This window comes from Kurthia sp. YJT4 (assembly GCF_030219945.1).
Classification (GTDB): Bacteria; Bacillota; Bacilli; order Bacillales_A; family Planococcaceae; genus Kurthia; species Kurthia gibsonii.
The window spans coordinates 771,961-795,619 of record NZ_CP126689.1 but is presented as its reverse complement, the minus strand read 5'-3'; the positions used below and the strand labels follow the sequence as shown (position 1 = coordinate 795,619).

Genomic DNA, 23,659 nt, shown 5'->3' with positions numbered 1-23,659 from the left:
TCACCCTATAAACCGCGTTAAATTTGCAAAAATATCACGTGTATAAGATAACATATGCGTTAACATCCAAGGACCAAAGAAAACTAAGGCAACTAATACAGCAACAATTTTAGGTACAAAAGCAAGTGTTTGCTCTTGAATTTGTGTTGTAGCTTGGAAGATACTAACCAGTAATCCCGTAATCAAAGCAACTAATAGTAAGGGGCCGGAAACCATTAAAATAACTGTGATTGCTTTTTCAGCTGCTGATATAACAAACTCTTGTGACATATAATCCTTCCCCTTTCTTTAAAAGCTTTGTAATAGAGACTTCATTACGAGATACCATCCGTCTACAAGTACAAATAATAAAATTTTAAATGGTAATGAAATCATAACCGGTGGTAACATCATCATACCCATCGACATTAAAACACTGGCGACAATCATATCAATAACTAAAAATGGAATAAAAATCATGAATCCCATTTGGAATGCTGTTTTTAATTCACTGAGAGTATAAGCTGGAACAAGCGTCGTTAAAGAGATATCTTGTACAGATTTAGGCTGTTCTTCACCTGCATAACTTAAAAATAAATCTAAATCACTTTGACGCGTATGTTTACTCATAAATTCTTTGAATGGAACACTTGCTTTATCATATGCTTCATCTAATGTAATTTCTTCTTTAAATAACGGCTGTAGTGCTTCTTTATTTACTTCTTGGAATGTAGGAGCCATTATAAAAAATGTCAAAAACAAGGCTAAACCGACAATGACTTGGTTCGGTGGCATTTGTTGTGTTGCTAAAGATGTTCGAACAAAGGATAGTACGATAACAACTCGCGTAAACGATGTCATTAAAATTAAAATACTCGGTGCCAATGATAGAACAGTTAACAACAGCATTAATTTCACAGAAGTTGAGACGGTTGAGCCACTACCATCGGAAAAAGCTTGAAGTAAATCACTCATCGTCTTTCTTCTCCTTTTGACTCCAATCATCTAATTGTTGCTGACGATTCTTTTTTATTTTGTTAAGTTTTTCATCTAATGCTTCTTTAAAATCGCTTGTAGCTGGTTCTACAGGCTGCTTTGAAAATTTATCTTTGACTGTTTGAAACATTTCAGCGATATAAGGTGTTTGTACAGCTAGATTATGCTTCTCTTCATGCATTTTTATTAAAGCCTCTTGCTCTGTTGGATCTGTAATCTCTTTAATCATTTGAACATCTTCACCAACACCCACTAAAAATAGCGAATTTCCCACTTTGAGTAATTGCACTGATTTTTGTTGGCCTAAAGATACTCCACCTAAATTTTGTAACATTTGGTTCGATTGGTACTTTTTATTATTACGATTGACTAATTTAAGCACAAAGAATAAAAGCCCTACAACAAAAGCTAAGGCTAACAAAATTTTCAAGTATTCCCATGCAGTCATCCCAGAACTAATTGTCGAATCTTCAGATGAGTCCGCCTTATTTACTTCAGCTTTATTTTGATTTTCTTTGTTATTTTGCTCGAAATTATCGCTTACCATACCATCTTTTTCAGCATAAGCAACAGGTGTGCTCCATGCTGAAAAAGAGAATACAGAAATCATTACGATTAAAGCCAATAAATAGCGTTTTTTGAATGATTGCTTGAACATTGAATTTAACCTAACGCTTTTTGAATTGCTTCAATTACGCGATCTGCTTGGAATGGTTTTACGATAAAGTCTTTTGCACCTGCTTGAATTGCATCAATTACCATCGCTTGTTGTCCCATAGCTGAACACATAATAATTGTAGCACCTGGATCTGTTTCTTTAATTGCTTTTAAGGCTGCAATTCCGTCCATTTCTGGCATTGTAATATCCATTGTAACTAAATCTGGTTTTAATTCTGCATATTTTTCAACTGCTTGTGCACCATCGGCTGCTTCTCCTACAATTTCAAAACCATTTTTTGTTAGTATATCTTTGATCATCATACGCATAAATGCTGCGTCATCTACAATTAATATTTTTTTTGCCATCTGTATATTCCTCCAATAAAATCTATCTTAAATTATTTAAACGGTCTTCTTTACTCAAGATATCCGTAATTCGAACCCCAAAGTTTTCATCAATTACAACTACTTCTCCTTTTGCAATTAGACGACTATTTACCAACACATCTACAGGTTCACCTGCTAATTTATCCAATTCAATAATTGAACCACTTACTAATTCAAGAATTTCTTTTACTGAACGCTTCGTACGACCTAATTCTACTGTTACCTGTAATGGAATATCCATCAACATATTTAAGTTACGCGCTTCAGTTTGTTTTAAATTAGCCTGTTCAAAATCAACAAACTGAGCTTGCTGTACATTCATTTGTGGCTGTTGTACAGGTTGTTGTTGATACATTGGTTGCTGTTGCGTCGGTTGCTGATACATCGGTTGTTGCTGTTGCTGCTGCATTGGCTGCTGATACATTGGTTGTTGTGCTTGTTGCATTGGATCAGGTTGTTGATACATCGGTTGTTGTACCTGTTGCTCTTGTGAAGTAGTTTGTCCATTTGCTGAAGCTTGTGGGCTTATTTGTTGCTCTGGCTCTGGAGTCGGTTGTTCTTCAACAGATTCAACTGGTTCTTCCGCATCAGGGTTCATCAATGATTTTACTAAGTTTTGACTAAAATTTAAAGGTAATAATTGCATTATATTTGAATCAATTAGTGTACCAATCTTTAATCTAAACGAAACTTTTACTAATAAGTCATCATCTGGAATATTTTCAGTGCCTTCATTATTTGAAAAATTCATCAAATCAATTGAAGGTGGTGAAATATCCACTTTTTTATTGAAGATTGTAGACATTGACGTCGCTGCCGACCCCATCATCTGATTCATCGCTTCTTGTACAGCACTTAAGTGAATCTCATTCAATTCTTCTGCAGGGTTTAATCCATCTCCTCCAAGCATTAAATCTGCGATAATCGAAGCGTCTGATTGTTTAATAACTAATAAATTCATTCCCATTAATCCTGTTGTATACTCGACTTGTACAGCCACATACGGATGTGGAAATTCTTCTTCTAATTTATTACGATTAATCATACTAAGTGAAGGTGTTGTAATATCAACCTTTTGACCAAGAAGTGACGATAATGCTGTAGCCGAACTACCAAATGAAATATTTCCTATTTCACCTAGCGCATCGCGTGACATATCATCTAAATAGTCTTCTATTTTATACTCTTCTGAGTCACTGTTTAAAGGATCTTCAACATCCTCATCTGATTTTTTATCTAATGATTCACCACGTAATAGTGCCTCAATTTCTTCTTGTGATAACATCTCATCACTCATCATCACCATCTCCTCCTTCCAGAGACTCTAAAATTTGAACAGCCATTCTCTTTTTCACTTTACCAGGTTGCACAATAAATTTAGGTACTTCATCTACTTTTAAATAAAGTGGATCTGTAATTAATTTATCTAACTGTAAAACATCCGATTCTCTTAATAATAAGAAATCCTCGATACTTATTTGTGCAGTACCTAATTCAGCAACTAATGGCAGTACAGATTTATTTACATTATTTTCGATAATTGCTTTTTGTTCTGGCGATACCTCTTTCGTATTAGCTTGCATCCAATAGCGTACAGATAAATTCGGTACAATAGGTTCTAATACAACATGAGGAATACAAATATTAATCATACCACTCGTCTCACCAATAATAGAGTTGAAAGAAATGACAACCACTGTTTCATTTGGTGAAATCATTTGTAAAAACTGTGGGTTAACTTCTAATTCCGTCATGATTGGATCAATATCCGCTATATTTACCCATGCTTCTCTCAAATTATCAAAAGAGCGCTCAAAAAGATTCGTCATAATTTTCGTTTCAATTTCTGTTAAATTATCAACATTACTATGACTTGACCCCTCTCCCCCCATTAAACGATCCAACATAGAGTAGGCAATATTAGGATTAATCTCCATCAAGACATTTCCATCTAAAGGCGGTACTTCGAAGACATTAATTAATGTCATATTTGGAATAGAACGAATAAATTCTTCAAAAGGTATTTGATCGACAGATGCTACTGTAATTTGTACATATGTTCTAAGTTGAGCAGAGAAGAATGTAGTTAATAAGCGAGCAAAATTTTCATGAATACGAGTTAAACTACGAATTTGATCTTTTGAAAAACGTAAAGCTCTTTTAAAATCATATACTTTTACTTTTTTTGTTTCTTCTTCTTTTTTAATATCATCTGCTGACATTTCTCCTGTCGACAATGCGGATAAGAGCGCATCAATCTCGGATTGTGATAAAACATCTCCAGCCATCTGCTCACCTCCTCTTCTTGTTTAATTCATCGATTACGATACTGCAAATGAGGTGATATATACTTTTTGTACTTCCCCGTTTTGCATTAAGCCATTAAACTTAGCTTTTAATGCATTCGTTAATAATTCCTTACCTTTTGTACCTTGTAAATCTTTACTACTCATATCTGAAAGAACTTCTACAAGAATATCTTTAATTTGAAAATCTCGTTTTGTTAATTCTTCAGCTGCTTCTTTACTATCAGTTTGAATTTTTAAAGATAATTTCACATAACGACGGTCATTTAGATTTGTACTAATCTCTGGTACATCTACAGATTGTTCAATTATTTCGTCGATAGTTGGTTCAGCATTAGCACCACCATCTTTTGAAAGCTGTGTTACTACAACAAGCGCAACCACACCAATCAATGTAATAGATACTAAAATTATAAGCATAATGGTTAATAATTTATTCTTCTTCATCTTCATTTTCACCTCTTAAATGCGGGTTTGATAGGAGTTGTACTTGTCTATAAAATGCGACTATTTGTTTTTCTACTTCCATCGCTTTTTCCAACACAACATATTTTCGTCCGGTCGTTAACGTGATGGTTGTATCAGGAAACTCCTCGACCGATTCTATGTATAATGCGTTTAAAGTGAATGTTTTTCCATTTAATCTTGTTACATGAATCATAGGAATATAGGGCTAGTCTGGATAGAGCCAGCCCAGCCCCCCTCCTTTTTAATTAAACAATATCAAAAATTAACGTTTTAAGTTAACTAACTCTTGTAAGATCTCATCTGATGTTGTGATGATACGAGAGTTTGCTTGGAAACCACGTTGCGCAACAATCATTTCTGTAAATTCTTCTGATAAGTCAACGTTTGACATCTCAACGAAACCAGATTCAATTGTACCATTACCATCTGCTCCAGGTGTTTTTGTATCTGATGGATCACCTGAGTTATTCGACACTTGGTAGTAGTTACCGCCTACTTTTGTTAAACCTTCTGGGTTAGGGAAGCGTGTGATACCAATTTGACCAGCGGCTACAATTGCTCCTGCTTGCGTATAAGAAACTGTACCATCTTGACCAATTGTCAAATTCGTAGCATCAGCAGGAATTTGAATTTGGTTCCCGTCTGCAGAAACTAATTTTTTACCGTCTGGTGCGATAAGCGTTCCTTCACGGTCTAAATATAAGTTACCTGCACGTGTATAAAACGTATTATCCCCATCTGTAAATGATAGGTAGCCATCACCGTTAATTACGACGTCTAGCGTACGTCCTGTACTTTGTGTTGAACCTTTATCATGGATTGTATCGATTGCAGCCAAACTCGATCCTAAACCGATTTGTTTTGCATTCGTACCCCCTAGATTATCTGTTGGAGCACTGGCACCTGCAACAGTTTGTGAAATTAAGTCTTTGAAAATAACACGGCCTTTTTTAAAGCCATATGTGTTAACATTTGCGATATTGTTCCCGATGACATCTAACTTAGTTTGGAAATTCTTTAAACCGCTGATACCTGAATACATAGAACGTAGCATAATTGATTTTCTCCCTTCGATTTTCAAGTGTACTATCTCAGTCAGTCGATAGTACAGAAGGCGCCCTTTTACAAGGTCCCGCCAGATTTAAATTAAAATAGCACTGTCAATATTCGTAAATATTTGATTACCGGCTTCTGTTCGATCCAATGCGGTTACAACAATCGCATTTTTTACATTTATAATTAAAGCTGCATTTTGTGTTAAAAATAAGGATTCATTTAAACCTTTACTTTTAGCAACTTGCATCTTTTCTTCAATCTTATTCCACTCCACATCACTGATGTTAATATTACGTTGTGTAATTCGCTGTGATGCATGTTTACTAATTTTGAGCTTTTGTTGTGCTTCATTTAGTAAATTTTGAAAATGCGTATTTGCTGTTTCATTATTTTTTGGTTGTGTAAGCTTATTATTATATGTGATGGGTGGTTGGACAATTCTAATAGGATTCAAAATCTTCCTCGATTAAGCTGAAATAGCTGTCATTTGGTCTGCTGTAATTGTTTGACCATTCGATAAAGCGTATTGAATTTTGCCATCTTTTTTTGATACAGAGGTTACTGTATCTGTTGTTGTTTTACCCTCATCATCTAAAAAGCTTACTTTCTTACCAATTAACATACTCGCGTCAATCAATGAATTAGAGCCACCAGCATTTGTTGCTTCTGTTACCTCTGAGATATTTGAAGCGCTAATTACTTTACCACTTTCTAAAACAAATTTTGCTTCTGCACCATCATATTGAACCTTGACTACCTTCTCAGTTCCTGTATTCACAATTGGCTTACCTGCTTCATCTAACTCTTTTGAAGCTTCATGCCATGTCACAGTTTTACCAACGAATGAATTGAATTGAATTAATTGCGATTGCTGCGTTATAGCAGTCAAATTATTCATACCTGTCGCAATATTACTCATTTGTTCTAATGAAGAAAACTGAGCCATTTGCGCAATGAATTCTTTATCATCCATCGGACTTGTAGGGTCTTGGTTTTGTAGTTGTGTAATAAGAATTTTTAAAAAGTCATCTTTACCTAGATTACTATTACCTGTTTTCTTTTCAGTTGTCGGTAAATAATAATCTGCTGTAATTCCCTTAACGTCTGCCATTTCCTACTCCTCCATTTCTGCTAATATTTCATCAAAACTTTTCAACTCGTCTTGTTTACCTTCGTTTGTTTCATCCTGTTCAGTTTGCTGTGATTGAGGTGACTGTTGCCCGAATTGATTGCCACGATCACTCTTATTTGGTTCCGTAAGTGCCTGCGCTACATCTAAGCGATCCAATTGGATATTTTGATTTGCAAAACCTTGTTTTAACTGGTGTAATGTACTATCAATCATTTGTTTTCCTGCTGTGTTAGAAGCTAATAGTTTAGCAGATAACATCCCATCTTTTTGAACTAATTCAATTCGAATCGTTCCTAGATGTTCTGGATATAACTTAATTAATAATCTTGTTCCAGCTGCATTACTTGCAAATTGAGCACGATTTAGTACATTCTGAAATTCTTCTACGAATTTAGCAGATTGTGCTTGTGAAGTTCCGTTGCTTGGCAATTGTATTGTAACAACAGAAGGTTTTGTGCCTTGTAATGTTGCGGCAGTTGTAACTTGATTTGTAGGTACTTCTACTGCTTTAGGTACTGAGAATCGAATGGTTGCTTTCGCAAAAGGTAACATAGTTTCTTTTTCAGCCGTCTTTTCAGAAATTTGTCCTGCCAAATTTGATAACCAATTCTTCATTTGTGCTGCTTGTGATTCTTGTTTTAAAGTCAAATCTGTTTTAGGTGCTGCTAAATCAATTAACTTAAACAAAGCAACTGCTTGTTGCGCTTCTTTTTTTGTTAATTTTGCATCTCCCTGCCCATTAATTGCAGCAGCAATTTGTTGTAGAGCGGCCATTACTTTTTGATCTACTTTTCCTAACTCTGTCCACAAATCGTTAGCCCCTGATGGCTGTGTTTGTTGATTTGTATTTATGAGCTTGGTAATTAAATTTTGTAAATCTTGTGTTTGCATCCCTAAAGCTTTTGCTACTTGATCTAAATTTAATTGTTCGCCTTCAACTAAAGGTTGTCCACCCATCATCTCAATAATTTGCTGAACAGACGTTGCTTGTAGTAAAGATGAAAAATCAACTTCTTCTACTTTAGTTACTTGTTCATCTACTTTTTGAGTGGGCAATAAAAACTCAAGTGTTAGTTGAGATGAAGACTGCTCATTTACTACATCTTCTTTTATTTCTTCTACTTTATTTTGTTGACTTTCTGTATTTGTTGCAGGTGTTTGAACCTCATTTTTTTGCTTTTGTGCAGTTGTCACACCGCTTTTTGAAGAAGTACTTTGATTTGTTTCGTTTTTTGACGCTTGTTGCGCTTTATTTAGTGTAGATGAAAAATCTGTTGTATTGCTTCTAGACTTCGCAACCGATTTCGCATCTGACTTTCCTATTGCAACACGATCTAAAGACCCGACCATTACCATATATTCACCTCCCTTCAAACCATTTTATTTTTCACCTTTAGACATTGCTTCTGTATAATAAGCTGCTTTTTCAGGTGTCATTTTTTCTAAAATTGGTGCCAGTGTTGCAGGCTTTAAATTATTTAAGATACTTAAAGCTTCTTCATTTTTCATTGCTGAAATCGCTGCTGCCGCTGATTTAGGAGCCATTTGCTCATATGTTTTCGTTAGAAGTGTGGAGTCAGTTTTATTATCTGCTTTACCATCTTGTAATTTCTTGACTTCTTTTTCTAATCGCTTTTTCTCTACTTCTAATTTTGATGTATCTGTCTTATTGGCATCAATTTGTGATTGTAATTTCGTTACAAGAGCTTCTTTTTCTTTTACTTGCGCCTGCAATTTCACAATTTCTTTATTATAATCTTCAATTGATTGCTCTGTTGTTTGCTCTGTTTGGTCCGAATTTTTCCCCACGAGTGTTTTTGCTTTTTCAAATACGTTCGTACCTGTTACTTCCGCTACAATTAATCCAACGGCCAGTGCAAATAGCACAGGAATAATGACCCAAAAGAATAGTTTTTGTAATTTCCCTGGTCCTTTTGGTTCAGAATTTTGCTCATTCGGATCCATCACAGACTGTTTTTTACGCGGTTTTTTAGACGCTACAGGTTTCTTTGCCATGACTTCACCATACTTCCTTGTTATAAAATGCAATTTGCGAAATCTCATCTAATTGAATCATTTCTAAACGATCTTCTTCTTTTTGATAGGCCTCATAATCACGTTCTTGCATTTTTTCATATTTTTTAAATTCAAGCGATACTTCTAAAAGTTTTTCTTCAAACCATTGCATTTTCGAACGTGCTTGAATAACTTTTTCTTGTAAATCAGCAATCTTTTTTTCCATACTATCAATAAAATTCGCATAATTATGCATTTCTAAAATACTAAGACCCGACTGCATTTTTTCTTGTTGAAATGCAAGTAAGTCTTCTTTCTTTTTTAATGCGTCATACATATGTGTAGCGATTTCTTCAAAAGAAGTAACTGATTCTTTATAAGCCATTTCGGCTTCATTCTTTTCTTGCTCTTTTATGTCCATTACTTGACTAAAACGATATTGATAAGCATTCGCCACTACATAACACCTCTTGCAAGATTCGTTAATTCATTCACAGTTTGTTCCATTGAAACGGGGTCCATAAAACCTTGTTTTAAAAACGACGTAATGATTGGTTCATATTGAATCGCTTGATCCACTTCTTGTGAAGAGCCTCTTTTATATGCACCAATATTAATTAAATCTTCATTTTTCATATACGTATAATAAAGTTCTCTCAATTTTGTTGCGGCTACTACGTGTTCAGGTGTTGCAATATGATTCATTAAACGACTAACTGATTTTAAAATATTAATCGCAGGATATTGCCCTCTATTTGCCAAGTTCCGGTCTAATACGATATGGCCATCAAGAATACCTCGTACAGTATCAGCAATCGGCTCATTCATATCATCACCATCTACTAAGACCGTATAAAAAGCTGTGATTGAGCCTTTTTCATTTGTACCCGTTCGTTCTAAGAGTTTTGGTAAAATCGCAAAAACAGAAGGGGTATAACCCTTTTGCGCTGGGGGTTCCCCTGTTGCCAGTCCAACCTCACGCTGCGCCATCGCTACACGTGTAACAGAGTCCATCATGAGCATGACATTTAAGCCCTGTTCTCTAAAATATTCTGCAATAGCTGTTGCTGTAAAAGCACCTTTAATACGCATCAATGCAGGCTGGTCTGACGTTGCAGCCACCACAATGGAACGTTTTAAACCTTCAGGCCCTAAATCACGCTCAATAAATTCACGCACCTCACGACCACGCTCACCAATTAACGCAATAACGTTCAAATCAGCTTTTGTATTGCGGGCAATCATACCTAATAATGTACTTTTACCAACACCAGAGCCAGCAAAGATACCGATACGCTGACCATTCCCAACCGTCAACATTCCATCAATCGCTTTTACGCCAACTTCTAATGTGTCATTAATTGGTGGTCTTGTTAACGGATTAGGTGGCTCTCCTTCCGTTTGTACCGTAGCTAAGCCTCGTGGTAATAATGAACCGTCAATCGGTCGCCCCATCGAATCTAAAATTTTCCCTATAAGTTCTGGACCTACTTTTATTTCAAGAGGTTGGTTCGTACCTTCTACCAAACAACCAATCGAGATATCCTTTAATGATGTAAAAGGCATTAGAACAACAATGTCATCTTTAAAACCAACTACTTCAGCCAAAATTTCTTGATGACCTGTATGAGAAGAATGTACGTGAATTTTGCAGACATCCCCAATCGAACTGGCTGGTCCATTGGATTCAATCATTAAGCCGACAACTCTTGACACACGACCGTACTTTTTAAACGTCGGTACTTCGGTAATTCGTTTTAATAAGTCGACTGCTTTCATTCACGTTCAATCCTCACTTTCTAAAATTGCTAATAATATTTTTTTTAATTCATTTAACTGTTCATCTAGCGTAACAATCATACGCCCATGATTACTTTCGATATAACATGCTGTTTCATCTAATTGATCATCAACAAACACTGTAAATAATAAGTTCGGTGGTAACAGTGTTTCGAGTTCATCTCGCTTACTTGTTACATATGAATAGTATGTACTTGAAGTAAATACTTTAATAAACTCAGATTCTCTTACTTCTACCAATGCCCGCTTCACAATATCTAAAAACACATCTGGATTTTCTTCAATTTTGCGTCCGATTATTCGATTTGCAGATTCAATTGCTAAATCTAAAATAATACGTTCTTGTTCTTGTAAGTATACATTTCCATTTTCAACGGCTGCATGAACTAATTCATTTGCTTCATTTACTTTTTGTTGCAGGTCTTCACGAATTTTCATCTCGCCATCTGCATAACCTTTTTGAAAACCTTCTTCATATGCCTGTTGTTGTAATTGTTGTTTTTCTAGTTCCCAATCTTGACGTTGTTGTGCCAAGCTTTCTTGAAGCGCTTGTTGTTCTTGTGCCATTTGTGCACGCGTACTTGCTACTTCCTCTTCAAAGCTTTGCCGAATACGATTTTGTTCATCTAAAATAGAGGGCACAGACATATTCCCTTCTATTTCACCTGTTTCCAATTCTTCTGTAAAAGAAAATTTACGAATTTTAATTTCACGTATATTTGATTCTTCAGCTGTGGAACGAATAATTCTAGACAATGACGTCATCTCCTCCGCCACGAGCAATAATAATTTCGCCTGCGTCTTCTAAACGTCTTGTAATCGCAACAATTCTTGTTTGTGCTTCTTCAACATCACGTAAACGAACAGGTCCCATAACTTCCATCTCTTCTTGGAATGTCTCTGCCATACGTTGTGACATATTTTTAAATAGAATACTTTTTACATCTTCACTCGATACTTTCATCGCTAACATTAAATCAGCATTTTCTGCATCACGAATAACACGTTGAATCGAACGGTTGTCCAATGTGACGATATCTTCGAATACAAACATGCGCTTCTTGATTTCTTCTGCAAGTTCTGGATCTTGAATTTCGAGTGCATCCAAAATTGTTTTTTCTGTTTGACGATCTACACCATTCAGAACTTCTACAACTGCATCTACGCCACCCGTTTCTGTGTAGTCTTGTGTCATTGTAGACGATAGCTTTCTTTCTAAAACAGACTCAATCTCACTAATTACTTCTGGTGAAGTCGATTCCATCGTTGCAATACGCTTCGCAATGTCTGCTTGCACTTCTTGTGGTAACGACGATAAAATCGTTCCCGCTTGTTGTGGTTCGAGATAAGATAAAATTAAAGCGATTGTTTGTGGATGCTCATTTTGAATAAAGTTAAAAATTTGCGCTGGATCTGTACGACGAGCAAAATCAAAAGGTCTTACTTGTAAAGAAGAAGTTAGGCGATTAATAATCGCCTGTGCTTGGTCGTTTCCAAGTGCCTTTTCTAATACAGTTTTAGCGTAACCAATACCACCTTGTGAAATATAATCTTGCGCTAATGCAATATTATGAAACTCTTCTATAATTTCTTCTTTAATTTCTGGTTCAACACGCTTTACACTCGAAATCTCTAATGTTAAACGTTCGATTTCTTCTTCATTTAAATGTTTATAAACCGATGCCGACACCTCAGGTCCCAAAGAAATTAACAAGAGTGCAGCTTTCTGTTTGCCAGATAATTCTTTCTCTTTCTTTGTTGCCACTGCATTAACCTCCCATTCCTATTCTTCAGAAATCCATGATCGAAGTAACTTAGCGAAGTCTTCTGGTTTTTCTTTCGCCATTTTTTCAAGTTGTTTTCTTCTCACAGTGCCTTCTGTCTCTTTTTCATCTGATATATCATCTACATTAATCTCATCAAATTCTTCATCATACTCCTCGTATTCCTCTTCATCTTGACGACGACGTGAGCGAATAATGAAGAATGCTAATAATGCAATTACAACAACTAAAATACCACCGATTACCCATACCCACCAAGGAATTGCTGGTGTTGTATTCGGTGTTGTATCTGGTTTACCGTTTAATTGTTGCACAGAAACGGTTACTTTTTGATCAACTGCTTCGTCAGATAATGTTCCTGCCGAACTCTTATCAATCGATGTACGAACAACTGAATCTAACATCGTTTTAATATCATTTTGCGTTGCTGGATCTAATGAAGCTGGATCATCGGCTGTTGGTGGTTCAACTACCACTTGAATGCCTAAATCACGAATACGATATGGACTTTCTACAATCTGACGTTTAATTCGATTCACTTCTTTATTTACTGTTTCAGAAGTTTTTTCGTAATCACCATTGCCATTACTTGTTCCTTCTTGATAGTTTGTAAAATTATCTGTATTTGTTTCGGCTTCTGGTGTTCCAGTTGCACCAGCTGCATTCCCTGTATATGTTTCATTGATTTTTTGAGCGCTAATTTCGATACCGGACATATTCTCTTTGTCTACTGGTTCAACTAAATTTTCTTCACGATTCTCTTTTGTAAAGTCAATATCAGAAGTAACTGTTACAATTGCTTTTCCGTTACCCATAATATTACTTAGTAGACCTTGTACTTGACGTTGTAAATCTCTTTCAATTTGCTTTTTAACTGCCAATTGATTTCCTGCATTCGCTACATTCGATGATTCTGCATCGCCACCTGCTAAATCAAAATATTCATTGTATTGATTCGTAATGACAATATTATCAGTACTTAGATTCGGCACACTTTTAGCTACTAGGTTATATAATGTACGAATTTGTTCTTCACTAAACTGCTGTCCAGGTGCTGTATTTAAAACAATAGAAGCACTCGCATCTTTATTTTTATCACTTTCACTAACAAATGTACTTTGTTCTGGTAAGTTCAACATAACTTTAGCATCTTTAACACCATCGATGTTTTTCATTAAATTCGCTAATTCAGTTTGAATAGATGCTACTTTAATAACATTAAATTCATTATCCGTCATACCAAAACTTGCATTTTGTGAGAAAAATGAATAATCAATTTCACCGCTCTTTGGAAGACCTTGAGCAGCTAAGTTTACTACCAATTCATCTACTTTATCTGATGGTACTGAAATAGCTGTACCACCTGCAGTAATTTCATACTTAACACCCTGTGTATCTAATTGTGCTTTGATTTGACCCACTTCTGCCGCTGTCAAATTTGAATATAATGGTGAATACGTTACACGTGTCATAAAGTATGTAATGAGTGCTGCACCAATAATAATGGCTGCTAATAAACCAATCATTGTTCCTTTTTGTCGTTTTGACCTACTCTTCCAAAAATTAGTCAAATCGGTTCTTAGTTTGGTTATTCTTTCATTCATATCATGTTTGGCCTCCGATTACATTAAATACGTCTTTGCTACAAATTAAACAGACATTCGCATAATTTCTTGATAAGCTTCTACTGCTTTATTTCTAATTTGCAATGCTGTATTTAATGTGACGCTTGCTTTTTGAGCAGTAATCATAACATCTGACAGTTCAACGTCTTGGCCTGCAATTAGTTTATTCGTCATTAAATCGGATTTTTGTTGTGCTTCGTTTACCGAATTAATCGCTTGTTTCAATGTGTCTCCAAAACTCACTTTTGATTCAACTTGATTGGTTGGTGCAGCTTGATTCAGTGTTGGTGCAATCGGTTGTGTAAGACCTACTTGTGAAACATCCATCGGATTCACCCCTTCTATTTTTTATTATTTTCCTATTTCCAGAGCCTTTGTTAACATTGCTTTATTTGCATTAAATACGGTTACATTTGCTTCATACGATCGTGTTGCTGATATTAAATCTGTCATCTCTTTTAAAGAATCAATGTTTGGTAACCTCACATAGCCTTGTTCATCAGCATCTGGATTACTTGGATCATATGATAATTTAAAAGGTGTTTCATTATCTTCTGAAATTCGTGTTACCTTTACGCCATTTCCTGCTGACTTACTACTTGAGCCAATCGCTGCATTCAAATGGCTCGCAAAAGACCCTGAACCTTCTTGCGCTGTCAGGACAACTGATTTTCTTCTATATGGTTCCCACTCACCATTCACTTGACGTGCGCGAGTTGTTTCAGCATTTGCCATATTCGATGAAATAACATCCATTCTTAAACGTTGCGCTGTTAAGGCTGAACCAGTCGTATCTAAACTTTGAAAAATCGACATTTCTAGTTACCTCCTTTGAGCACAGTTTGTAACGTATTGAACTTACTACTTACTCGTTCAATTAGAGCATTATAGTAAATTGCATTTTTAGCTAAATTAGCTTGTTCTGTATCCATGTCAACACCATTACCATCTTGACGGTATTTTAAATTTGCATAACTATATACGCCTTGTGTTGTCGATTCACCAGTGAAGTTAATATGTCTTGCATCTGTACGATTTGCTGTTAAAACTTCATTATTTGCTTCTTGTAGTAAATCTTTAAAACTAACTGATTTTGCTTTATAGTTCGGTGTATCTACATTTGCGATATTTTGTGCAATTGTTTTTTGTCTGACCGTTGCATAATTTAATCCATTTTCTAGATTTTTAATTGTTCCCCCAAAAAGATCCAATTAACTCACCTCATTACTTTTTCATTTACGTAGGAAATTTTTCTTTAGCTATTATAATTGTAATAAAGATAATCCAAAGTGTCTATTGATATTAGATACATTAGAATAGGTATAAATACTTATTTTATTGTTTAGGAGCTAGTTTTATTGCATACAAAAGTTTTTCCATCATCTCAATGTTGTTTTCAGAAGTTTACACTATCACCATGTTACTTTATACACCCATCTTAAGTCCTTTTCAATTCGTTTAGAAACAATTAAAAATAATCTTCAAATTCTAAATTAAATTGTTTGAAAAACCTCATCATAAAATTAGAAAGACTTTTTTACTAGACGAATTTTTTTCGATTTGTAAGATATGAGAAAATTACTGTTGCCTCGTCCTCAAGTGAATACTATAACATTTCAAAGCTTTTTCAAAAAGTATATTTTTTCGCTTTTTATCTCAGAGATTTTAATAATTATCAAAAAAACAATAAAGAAGGTTGGTATATCAACTATTTTTTGTTACCCCTTTTTTTAACTTCACAAAAAATACATATTTTAATATTGAAAATATGTACTTTAAAGGAATATATTGTTTTTTAAAAAATCCATTCTTCTACCTTCTAACAAAATATAACGCAAAAATAAAAATTTGTATATCTTTGGAATAAAAAAAGCTTGAGACAACAGCTTTGTGCCTCAAGCTTTTATTCTTTTAATTAACGCATTTTAATTTCAGCTAATGCTGTTAGGAATTTTGCGTTTAATACTTTAATATACGTTCCCTTCATACCTAAAGAACGTGATTCAATTACACCCGCTGACTCTAACTTACGTAATGCGTTTACGATTACTGAACGTGTAATCCCTACACGATCTGCAATTTTAGAGGCAACTAATAAACCTTCAGAACCATCTAACTCTTCAAAGATATGCTCAATTGCTTCTAACTCACTATAAGATAATGAATTAATTGCCATTTGTACGACAGCTTTTGAACGTGCTTCTTCTTCGATTTCCTCTGCTTTTTCACGAAGAATCTCCATACCAACTACAGTTGCACCGTACTCAGCAAGGATTAAATCCTCGTCTTCAAAACGGTTATCAATGCGCGCAAGAATTAGTGTACCTAAACGTTCACCAGCACCATTGATTGGTACGATTGTTGTTAAACCGTTTTTAAATACATCACGATTTTCAACTGGGAATGCTGTATGTTCATCGTCAACGTCGATATTGGATACAGTTTCGCTAAAGTCATATAGTTTTTTTGTATAATCTTCTGGGAATTGACGTTCTTCAAACATTTTTGCAGTACGTTCATTCTCAATTTGTTGGTTAATCTCAATACCTAATAACTTACCTTTACGACTAACGATGAATACGTTACTTTCAATTACCATACCTAAAGTATTCGCCATTTCCTTAAAGTTAACCGCTTTACCAGCTGATGCTTGTAGCATCGAGTTAATTTTACGGATTTTTTCTAATAAATTCATTGATTTATGTCCTCCCATGAATTTTCTATTATTTACAGAAAATTCAAAAGTTTTTTAATTGTTTGTTCAATTCACATTATAAACTATAAGATAAACTCTGACAAATCTTTGTCCTCAGCAATATCACCTAATTTTTGCTCTACATAAGCTGGCGTGATATCAATATGTGCTGGTGAGATATCTGAAGCTTCAAATGATAATTCTTCTAATAACTTTTCTAAAATAGTGTGCAGACGGCGTGCACCAATATTATCCGTCTCTTGATTTACTTTTGAAGCAATTTCAGCTAACTTATCAACTGCTTCATCTGTAAAGTCAATTTCAACACCTTCTGTTGCTAAAAGTGCTTTATATTGTGTAATTAGTGAATGATGTGGTTCTTTTAAAATGCGTACAAAATCTTCTTTTGTCAGCTTATCTAATTCAACGCGAATCGGGAATCGTCCCTGTAATTCTGGAATTAAATCAGATGGTTTTGACATGTGGAATGCACCTGCTGCGATAAATAGCATAAAGTCTGTACGGACACTACCGTATTTTGTATTCACAGTTGAACCTTCAACAATTGGTAAAATATCACGCTGTACACCTTCACGTGACACACCAGGACCACCACTATTACCTTTTACAGCAATCTTATCGATTTCATCAATGAAGATAATTCCTGATTGTTCTGCGCGTCGAACAGCCTCTGCCGATACTTCATCTTCATCGATTAATTTATTTGCTTCTTCAATTGTTAATAAACGACGTGCTTCTTCCACTGTCACTTTACGTTTTTTCTTCTGTGATGGCATCATATTTGACAGTAAGTCCCCAATATTATTACCACCCATATCCATACCTGGCATACCTGTAAAAGCACCTAACATATTAGAAGGTTGCTCTGTCACTTCGATTGTTACAATCTCTTGTTCAAGTTTCAAAGCTTTTAAATCTTCTGCCACTTGAGAACGTTTAACACGAATTTGTGGATCATCCTCCGTTGTTTCTTCTTGAGGTTGTTGACCACCAAATAACATTTCGAATGGATTCGTCGTATTTGCTTGCTTTTTCTTTTTGAGACTTGGTACAAGTAATTTCACGATTTTTTCATTCGCTAATATTTCTGCTTCGTCTTTTACTTCTGCACGTTTTTCTTCTTTTACAAGGCGAACAGACACCTCAACTAAATCACGCACCATCGATTCTACATCGCGTCCTACATAGCCGACTTCTGTGAATTTTGTTGCTTCAATTTTTAAGAAAGGTGCTTTAACTAATTTTGCAATTCGTCGTGCAATTTCTGTTTTACCAACACCTGTTGGTCCAATCATTAAAATATTTTTCGGTACAACTTCTTCGCGCATTTCTTCAGATAGTAGTTGTCTTCTATAACGATTACGTAATGCAACCGCTACAGACTTTTTTGCATTCGTTTGACCGACAATATAACGATCGAGATACTCTGTCATTTGTTTTGGTGTTTGTTCATTCATATGTCTAAGTCCTCCAAAATAATATTATGGTTTGTAAAGACACAAATATCTGCAGCTATATTTAGTGAAGCCTCTGCAATTTCTCTTGCTGTCATTTGTTCACCTGCATATTGTTTTAAAGCTCTACCTGCTGATAACGCATAATTCCCACCTGAACCGATTGCTAAAATCCCGTCATCTGGTTCAATTACTTCTCCAGAACCAGACACAAGTAGTAGTGTATCCTTGTTCATTACAAGTAAAAGTGCTTCTAATTTTTGTAACATTTTATCGCCGCGCCATTGCTTGGCTACTTCTACAGCTGCACGTTGTAAGTTACCATTGTACTCAACTAATTTACCCTCAAACATTTCAAAGAGCGTAAAAGCATCTGCTACAGAACCTGCAAAACCAGCAAGCACTTGTCCATTAAACAATCGTCTTACTTTTCTTGCTGTATGCTTCATTACAACTGAATTTCCGAGTGTTACTTGACCGTCACCAGCCATTGCACTCTGCCCTTTATGTTGGATTGCAAAAATCGTTGTTGCATGTAATTCCATATTGCTCACTCCTCGTCATTTTACGCTCTTGGATGAGCGTTCATATAGGTATTGCGAAGATGTTCCTTGGTGACATGGGTGTACACCTGTGTAGATGATAAGCTTGCATGTCCAAGTAGCTCTTGCACTGTACGTAAGTCTGCCCCTTGATTTAATAAATGTGTGGCAAATGTATGACGAATCATATGTGGATAAATCGTCGTCGTTAATTCTGTTTTTTTTACCATCTCATTCAAAATATACCGTACACCACGAGCAGTTAGTCGCTCACCTCTCATATTAACAAAAAGCGAATCATGTTGCTGTTTCTTCATTAAAATAGGACGCGCATCGGTCACATACAGTTGCAAAGCTTCGTGTGCAAATTGTCCAAAAGGAACATATCGTTCTTTTCTCCCTTTCCCCATTACGCGTAAAATACTTAATGAAAAATCAACATCTTTTAATTGAATCGATGTTAATTCACTTACGCGAATGCCTGTTGCATATAATAACTCCAAAATTGCGAGTTCTCTTTTCTCTTTAGGTGTTTCCCCTTCATTTGCTTCAAATAGCATTTTCAATTCTTCCTCATAAAAAAAGCGTGGTAGTCGACTTTCTTTTTTAGGATGATAAAGCGATTGGAAAGATGCATCATTCAACTGAAACTCACGGTTTAAAAAGCGAAAGAACGAACGAATAGACGAAATCTTTCGTGAGATTGTCGCCCTTGCTTTTTCTTCGTTGTATAGTTGTGTGACAAACAAACGCGCATGTACATATTCTACTTCTTCTAGCGTAGTTACTTGTTCTTGTTTTAAAAATGAAAAGAATTCTTGTAAGTCTTGTTGATACGCTTCAGATGTTAGAGCAGAATAGTTTTTCTCCAACTGAATATATGTAATAAATTGTTGGAGTGCTTCATGTTGACTAATACGCATTTGAACACCTCGTTTTCCATACTTTCTTTTATTTTCGCATTATCAGAAAATAAAAGAAAGTCAAAGCACTTCAAATTATATTGACTATGCTAATTTTCTGTAGATTTACGGCGTTTTCGTGAACTGTACTAAAAAAGGACATGCCATTAAATAGCACACAAGTCAAAAACACAATAAAAAAGCCTAACAAAGTATATCAACTTTGCTCGGCTTTATCAAATCTTTTTCTAATACAAACAAATGTCCGTACTAGGTGGACTTTTTTACAATTTTTCGAACTCAATATATGCTTCAATACTTGCTAAAGCACGTTCAGCATGTTTTTCGCCGCGTTCTTGTTTTGAGCGAATTTTTTCACCAAGTGCTGGGAATAAACCGAAGTTTACATTCATTGGTTGGAAGTGTTTTGAATCTGCTTCTGTAATATAGCGCGCCATACTACCAAGCGCTGTTTCAGCAGGGAAGATTTTTAAATCTTGTTCCATTGCCATACGCGCCGCATTAATCCCTGCAATTAGACCACTACCAGCTGACTCTACATATCCTTCAACACCTGTCATTTGACCTGCAAAGAATACGTTCGGTTGTGATTTTAATTGATATGTCGGTGCTAATACTTTTGGTGAGTTGATGAATGTATTACGGTGCATGACACCATAACGAACGATTTCAACATTCTCAAGTCCAGGAATCATTTGGAATACACGTTTTTGCTCGCCCCATTTTAGATGCGTTTGGAAACCTACTATATTATATAGTGTTCCAGCTGCGTCATCTTGACGAAGTTGAACAACGGCATGTGGACGTTTGCCCGTTTTAGGATCTTCTAAACCTACTGGCTTCATTGGACCAAATAGCATCGTTTTCGGACCACGTGCTGCCATTACTTCAATTGGCATACACCCTTCAAAATACTTCTCTTTTTCAAATTCTTTTAAAGGTGCTACTTCTGCTTCAATTAAAGCTTGTTGGAAAGCATTAAATTCTTCTTCGTTCATTGGGCAGTTTAGGTATGCTGCCTCGCCTTTATCATAGCGTGATTTTAAATACACTTTATCCATATCAATGCTATCTTTTTCAATGATTGGAGCTGCTGCATCATAGAAGTATAGATAGTCTTGTCCTGTCGCCTCTTGAATAGATTTTGCAAGTTCTGGTGATGTTAACGGACCTGTTGCAATTACGGTAATACCATCTTTCGGAATCTCAGTTACTTCCTCATGAATCACTTCAACAAGCGGGTGATTTTTCACTTTTTCTGTTACATAGCCAGCAAACTCATGACGGTCAACTGCTAAAGCGCCACCTGCTGGTACTGAACAAGAATCTGCTGCTTCAATAATAATTGAATCAAGTTTACGCATTTCTTCTTTAATTACGCCAACTGCATTTGTTAAGTTATTTGCGCGCAATGAGTTTGAACATACAAGCTCTGCGAATTTATCTGTATGATGTGCCGGTGTTTGTTTTACTGGACGCATCTCATAAAGTTTTACTTGAATACCACGTTTGGCAATTTGCCATGCTGCTTCACTACCTGCTAAACCAGCACCAATTACATTTACATATGTCATGGATTGTACGACCTACTTTCTCTACTTCTTAAAATAAAATGTTCTTGCTTACTGTATCATAAAAATAGCTTAGCTTGAAAGTGTTATTTACGCGAAATATTGTTCCTAACATAGAAAAAGAAGCCGTTTAAAAACGACTCCTTCTTTTGTTTTATTGTGTCGGTTCTTCTTTGTAGTCACAAGACGTACATTGAATTTGAACACCTTTTTTGATTTTCTTTTCAACAAGCATTTCGTTACATTTCGGACATGGACGACTGATTGGTTTATCCCATGATACAAAGTCACAGTCTGGATAACGATTACAACCGTAGAAGATACGTTTTGTTTTACTCTTACGCTCAACAATTTCGCCTTCTTTACATGTTGGACATTTCACACCAATTTCCTTCACAATCGCTTTTGTGTTACGACATTCTGGGAAGTTGCTACATGCCATGAATTTACCGTATCGACCTAATTTAAATACCATCGGATGACCGCATAATTCACAGTCTTCTCCTGCAGGTTCATCTTTGATTTCGACTTTTTCCATCGCTACTTCCGCATGTTTCAAGTCTTTTTCAAAGTCTTTGTAGAATTCATCAATGACTTCTACCCACTGCTTTTGTCCTTCTTCGATTAAGTCTAAGTCATTCTCCATCTTCGCTGTAAATTCAATATTCACAATGTCTGAGAAGAATTCAAGCACTAGACTATGCACAATTTCACCTAGCTCCGTTGGTACAAAGCGCTTTGTTTCAAGTGTGACATAACCACGCTTTTGAATTGTATCTAGCGTTGGTGCATACGTAGATGGACGACCTATACCTAGCTCTTCTAACGTTTTAACAAGACGTGCCTCTGAAAAACGTGGTGGTGGCTGCGTGAAATGTTGTTTCGGTTCAATTTCAACCGTTTTAACAAGATCGCCTTGTTCCATCGGTGGTAATAACTTATCTTTAGATTTTTCTTCTTTTTGGTCATCTGAACCTTCGATATATACCTTCATGAAACCTGGGAACTTCACTTGTGAACCAGTTGCACGGAATAGTAAATCACCGTTTTGTAAGTCTGCTGTTACTGTATCTAATACAGCAGAAGCCATTTGACTGGCGATGAATCGTTCCCAAATTAAACGGTATAAACGAAGTTGGTCACGAGATAAAACTGTTTTTAATGTATCCGGATGACGCATTGTTGATGTTGGACGAATTGCTTCATGGGCATCCTGTGCCTTTTCAGATTTTTTCGCTTGTTGTTCAACAGGTGTTGTATATTCTTCACCATAATTTTCAAGAATGTATTCATGCGCTTCTTTTTTCGCTGTTTCTGAAATACGCGTTGAGTCTGTACGCATGTAGGTAATTAACCCGACAATGCCACCTGCTTTTTTACCAAGGTCAATTCCTTCGTATAATTGCTGTGCTAACATCATCGTTTTCTTTGCTCTAAAGTTTAATTTACGCGCTGCTTCTTGTTGTAAAGAAGATGTTGTGAATGACGGCGCTGCATTACGCTTACGCTCACGCTTTAAAACTTTTGCCACTTCAAAATCTTCACCTTTGATTTGTTTTAATATGTTTTGAACTTCGGCTTCATTTGTTAATTTAATTTTATCGCTTGTCGTACCATAGAATGCTGCATCGAATACTTTTTTACCTTTTTCAAAAGAAGCTTCGATTGACCAATATTCTTCTGGTTGGAAGTTTTTAATTTCGTTTTCACGGTCAATAATCAGACGCAGTGCAATTGATTGAACACGACCTGCTGACAAACCTTTTTTGACTTTCTTCCATAGTAAAGGACTAATATTATATCCAACAAGACGGTCTAAAATACGACGTGCTTGTTGTGCATCAACTAAGTCTAAATCGATTGGACGTGGATGTTTGAATGATTCTTTGATTGCATCTTTTGTAATCTCATTAAAAACAACGCGACAATCTGATTCAATATCAATATTTAAAGCAGTTGCTAAATGCCAAGCAATCGCTTCTCCTTCGCGGTCTGGATCGGCTGCGAGATAGATTTTTTTTGCTTTTTTAGCAGCTGTTTTTAATTCCTGTAAGACAGGACCTTTGCCTCGAATTGTAATATAACGCGGTTCATAGTTGTTCTCTGTATCAATTCCTGTTTGGCTACGTGGTAAATCACGCACATGACCAATGGAAGCTTTTACTTTATATTTTTTTCCTAAATATCGCTCGATTGTTTTTGCTTTTGCGGGCGATTCCACTATAACTAAATAATCCGACATGT

27 protein-coding genes are annotated in these 23,659 nt (G+C 35.7%); all 27 read right to left on the bottom strand.

Translation table 11 applies throughout. From position 1 onward, the window contains the following. Complete coding sequence (fliQ, locus tag QN089_RS03805) at positions 1–270, bottom strand: flagellar biosynthesis protein FliQ (protein ID WP_068454841.1); 270 nt, start codon at positions 268–270, stop codon at positions 1–3. Positions 271–288: 18 nt separating this feature from the next. Then, a complete protein-coding gene (fliP, locus tag QN089_RS03800) occupies positions 289–954 on the bottom strand; it encodes a flagellar type III secretion system pore protein FliP (RefSeq protein WP_087680164.1) in 666 nt (221 codons plus the stop codon). Further along, positions 947–1,633: a flagellar biosynthetic protein FliO gene (locus QN089_RS03795; protein WP_068454848.1), complete on the bottom strand. Its 687-nt coding sequence runs from the start codon at positions 1,631–1,633 to the stop codon at positions 947–949. Before QN089_RS03795 ends, fliP begins: the two co-directional genes overlap by 8 nt. Before the next feature lie 5 nt (positions 1,634–1,638). Continuing rightward, on the bottom strand, positions 1,639–2,001 hold the full coding sequence (locus QN089_RS03790; protein WP_068454851.1) for a response regulator: 363 nt from the start codon (positions 1,999–2,001) through the stop codon (positions 1,639–1,641). A 22-nt stretch (positions 2,002–2,023) separates the two neighbouring features. Continuing rightward, entirely contained in the window at positions 2,024–3,319 is a 1,296-nt protein-coding gene (gene fliY / locus QN089_RS03785; RefSeq protein ID WP_285216410.1) for a flagellar motor switch phosphatase FliY, read from the bottom strand. Continuing rightward, the gene (gene fliM / locus QN089_RS03780) at positions 3,312–4,310 is read right to left on the bottom strand and encodes a flagellar motor switch protein FliM (protein ID WP_068454854.1); all 999 of its coding nucleotides are present in this window, start codon (positions 4,308–4,310) and stop codon (positions 3,312–3,314) included. The genes fliY and fliM overlap by 8 nt, the downstream gene beginning before the upstream one ends. Positions 4,311–4,343: 33 nt before the next feature. Then, positions 4,344–4,775, bottom strand: coding sequence for a flagellar basal body-associated protein FliL (gene fliL, locus QN089_RS03775; protein WP_285215991.1), 432 nt, complete (start codon positions 4,773–4,775; stop codon positions 4,344–4,346). Further along, on the bottom strand, positions 4,762–4,989 hold the full coding sequence (locus QN089_RS03770; protein WP_068454857.1) for a flagellar FlbD family protein: 228 nt from the start codon (positions 4,987–4,989) through the stop codon (positions 4,762–4,764). The genes fliL and QN089_RS03770 overlap by 14 nt, the downstream gene beginning before the upstream one ends. 69 nt (positions 4,990–5,058) lie before the next feature. Next, positions 5,059–5,850, bottom strand: coding sequence for a flagellar basal body rod protein FlgG (flgG, locus tag QN089_RS03765; protein WP_068454860.1), 792 nt, complete (start codon positions 5,848–5,850; stop codon positions 5,059–5,061). 87 nt (positions 5,851–5,937) lie between these two features. Then, positions 5,938–6,306 (bottom strand): TIGR02530 family flagellar biosynthesis protein, encoded by a 369-nt coding sequence (locus QN089_RS03760; RefSeq protein WP_068454863.1) that lies wholly within the window; start codon positions 6,304–6,306, stop codon positions 5,938–5,940. A 12-nt stretch (positions 6,307–6,318) separates the two neighbouring features. Next, positions 6,319–6,963 carry a flagellar hook assembly protein FlgD gene (gene flgD, locus QN089_RS03755; RefSeq protein ID WP_087680165.1) on the bottom strand — a complete coding sequence of 215 codons (645 nt, stop codon included), beginning with the start codon at positions 6,961–6,963 and terminating at the stop codon, positions 6,319–6,321. A 3-nt stretch (positions 6,964–6,966) separates the two neighbouring features. Further along, positions 6,967–8,340 (bottom strand): flagellar hook-length control protein FliK, encoded by a 1,374-nt coding sequence (locus QN089_RS03750; RefSeq protein WP_285215990.1) that lies wholly within the window; start codon positions 8,338–8,340, stop codon positions 6,967–6,969. Between the two features lie 24 nt (positions 8,341–8,364). Further along, complete coding sequence (locus QN089_RS03745) at positions 8,365–9,000, bottom strand: MotE family protein (RefSeq protein WP_087680167.1); 636 nt, start codon at positions 8,998–9,000, stop codon at positions 8,365–8,367. Positions 9,001–9,004: 4 nt separating this feature from the next. Continuing rightward, entirely contained in the window at positions 9,005–9,457 is a 453-nt protein-coding gene (fliJ, locus tag QN089_RS03740; RefSeq protein WP_276309720.1) for a flagellar export protein FliJ, read from the bottom strand. After that, positions 9,457–10,779 carry a flagellar protein export ATPase FliI gene (gene fliI, locus QN089_RS03735; RefSeq protein WP_068454872.1) on the bottom strand — a complete coding sequence of 441 codons (1,323 nt, stop codon included), beginning with the start codon at positions 10,777–10,779 and terminating at the stop codon, positions 9,457–9,459. The genes fliJ and fliI overlap by 1 nt, the downstream gene beginning before the upstream one ends. A 6-nt stretch (positions 10,780–10,785) precedes the next feature. Continuing rightward, a complete protein-coding gene (fliH, locus tag QN089_RS03730; RefSeq protein WP_285215989.1) occupies positions 10,786–11,556 on the bottom strand; it encodes a flagellar assembly protein FliH in 771 nt (256 codons plus the stop codon). After that, the gene (gene fliG, locus QN089_RS03725) at positions 11,549–12,565 is read right to left on the bottom strand and encodes a flagellar motor switch protein FliG (protein ID WP_068454878.1); all 1,017 of its coding nucleotides are present in this window, start codon (positions 12,563–12,565) and stop codon (positions 11,549–11,551) included. The genes fliH and fliG overlap by 8 nt, the downstream gene beginning before the upstream one ends. Positions 12,566–12,583: 18 nt before the next feature. Further along, the gene (fliF, locus tag QN089_RS03720; protein WP_068454881.1) at positions 12,584–14,188 is read right to left on the bottom strand and encodes a flagellar basal-body MS-ring/collar protein FliF; all 1,605 of its coding nucleotides are present in this window, start codon (positions 14,186–14,188) and stop codon (positions 12,584–12,586) included. Positions 14,189–14,233: 45 nt separating this feature from the next. Beyond that, on the bottom strand, positions 14,234–14,536 hold the full coding sequence (fliE, locus tag QN089_RS03715; RefSeq protein ID WP_087680168.1) for a flagellar hook-basal body complex protein FliE: 303 nt from the start codon (positions 14,534–14,536) through the stop codon (positions 14,234–14,236). Positions 14,537–14,560: 24 nt separating this feature from the next. Continuing rightward, entirely contained in the window at positions 14,561–15,025 is a 465-nt protein-coding gene (gene flgC, locus QN089_RS03710; protein ID WP_068454887.1) for a flagellar basal body rod protein FlgC, read from the bottom strand. Positions 15,026–15,027: 2 nt separating this feature from the next. After that, positions 15,028–15,420, bottom strand: a complete 393-nt coding sequence (gene flgB / locus QN089_RS03705) for a flagellar basal body rod protein FlgB (protein ID WP_285215988.1) — start codon at positions 15,418–15,420, stop codon at positions 15,028–15,030. A 704-nt stretch (positions 15,421–16,124) separates the two neighbouring features. Next, positions 16,125–16,904: a GTP-sensing pleiotropic transcriptional regulator CodY gene (codY, locus tag QN089_RS03700; protein ID WP_068454893.1), complete on the bottom strand. Its 780-nt coding sequence runs from the start codon at positions 16,902–16,904 to the stop codon at positions 16,125–16,127. An 83-nt stretch (positions 16,905–16,987) separates the two neighbouring features. Further along, complete coding sequence (gene hslU / locus QN089_RS03695; protein ID WP_285215987.1) at positions 16,988–18,382, bottom strand: ATP-dependent protease ATPase subunit HslU; 1,395 nt, start codon at positions 18,380–18,382, stop codon at positions 16,988–16,990. Next, positions 18,379–18,924, bottom strand: a complete 546-nt coding sequence (gene hslV, locus QN089_RS03690; protein ID WP_068454899.1) for an ATP-dependent protease subunit HslV — start codon at positions 18,922–18,924, stop codon at positions 18,379–18,381. Before hslV ends, hslU begins: the two co-directional genes overlap by 4 nt. A gap of 20 nt (positions 18,925–18,944) precedes the next feature. Beyond that, the gene (gene xerC, locus QN089_RS03685; protein WP_285215986.1) at positions 18,945–19,844 is read right to left on the bottom strand and encodes a tyrosine recombinase XerC; all 900 of its coding nucleotides are present in this window, start codon (positions 19,842–19,844) and stop codon (positions 18,945–18,947) included. A 263-nt stretch (positions 19,845–20,107) separates the two neighbouring features. Continuing rightward, on the bottom strand, positions 20,108–21,418 hold the full coding sequence (gene trmFO, locus QN089_RS03680; RefSeq protein ID WP_285215985.1) for an FADH(2)-oxidizing methylenetetrahydrofolate--tRNA-(uracil(54)-C(5))-methyltransferase TrmFO: 1,311 nt from the start codon (positions 21,416–21,418) through the stop codon (positions 20,108–20,110). Between the two features lie 151 nt (positions 21,419–21,569). Continuing rightward, positions 21,570–23,657: a type I DNA topoisomerase gene (gene topA, locus QN089_RS03675; protein ID WP_087680169.1), complete on the bottom strand. Its 2,088-nt coding sequence runs from the start codon at positions 23,655–23,657 to the stop codon at positions 21,570–21,572. Between the last annotated feature and the right edge of the window lie 2 nt (positions 23,658–23,659).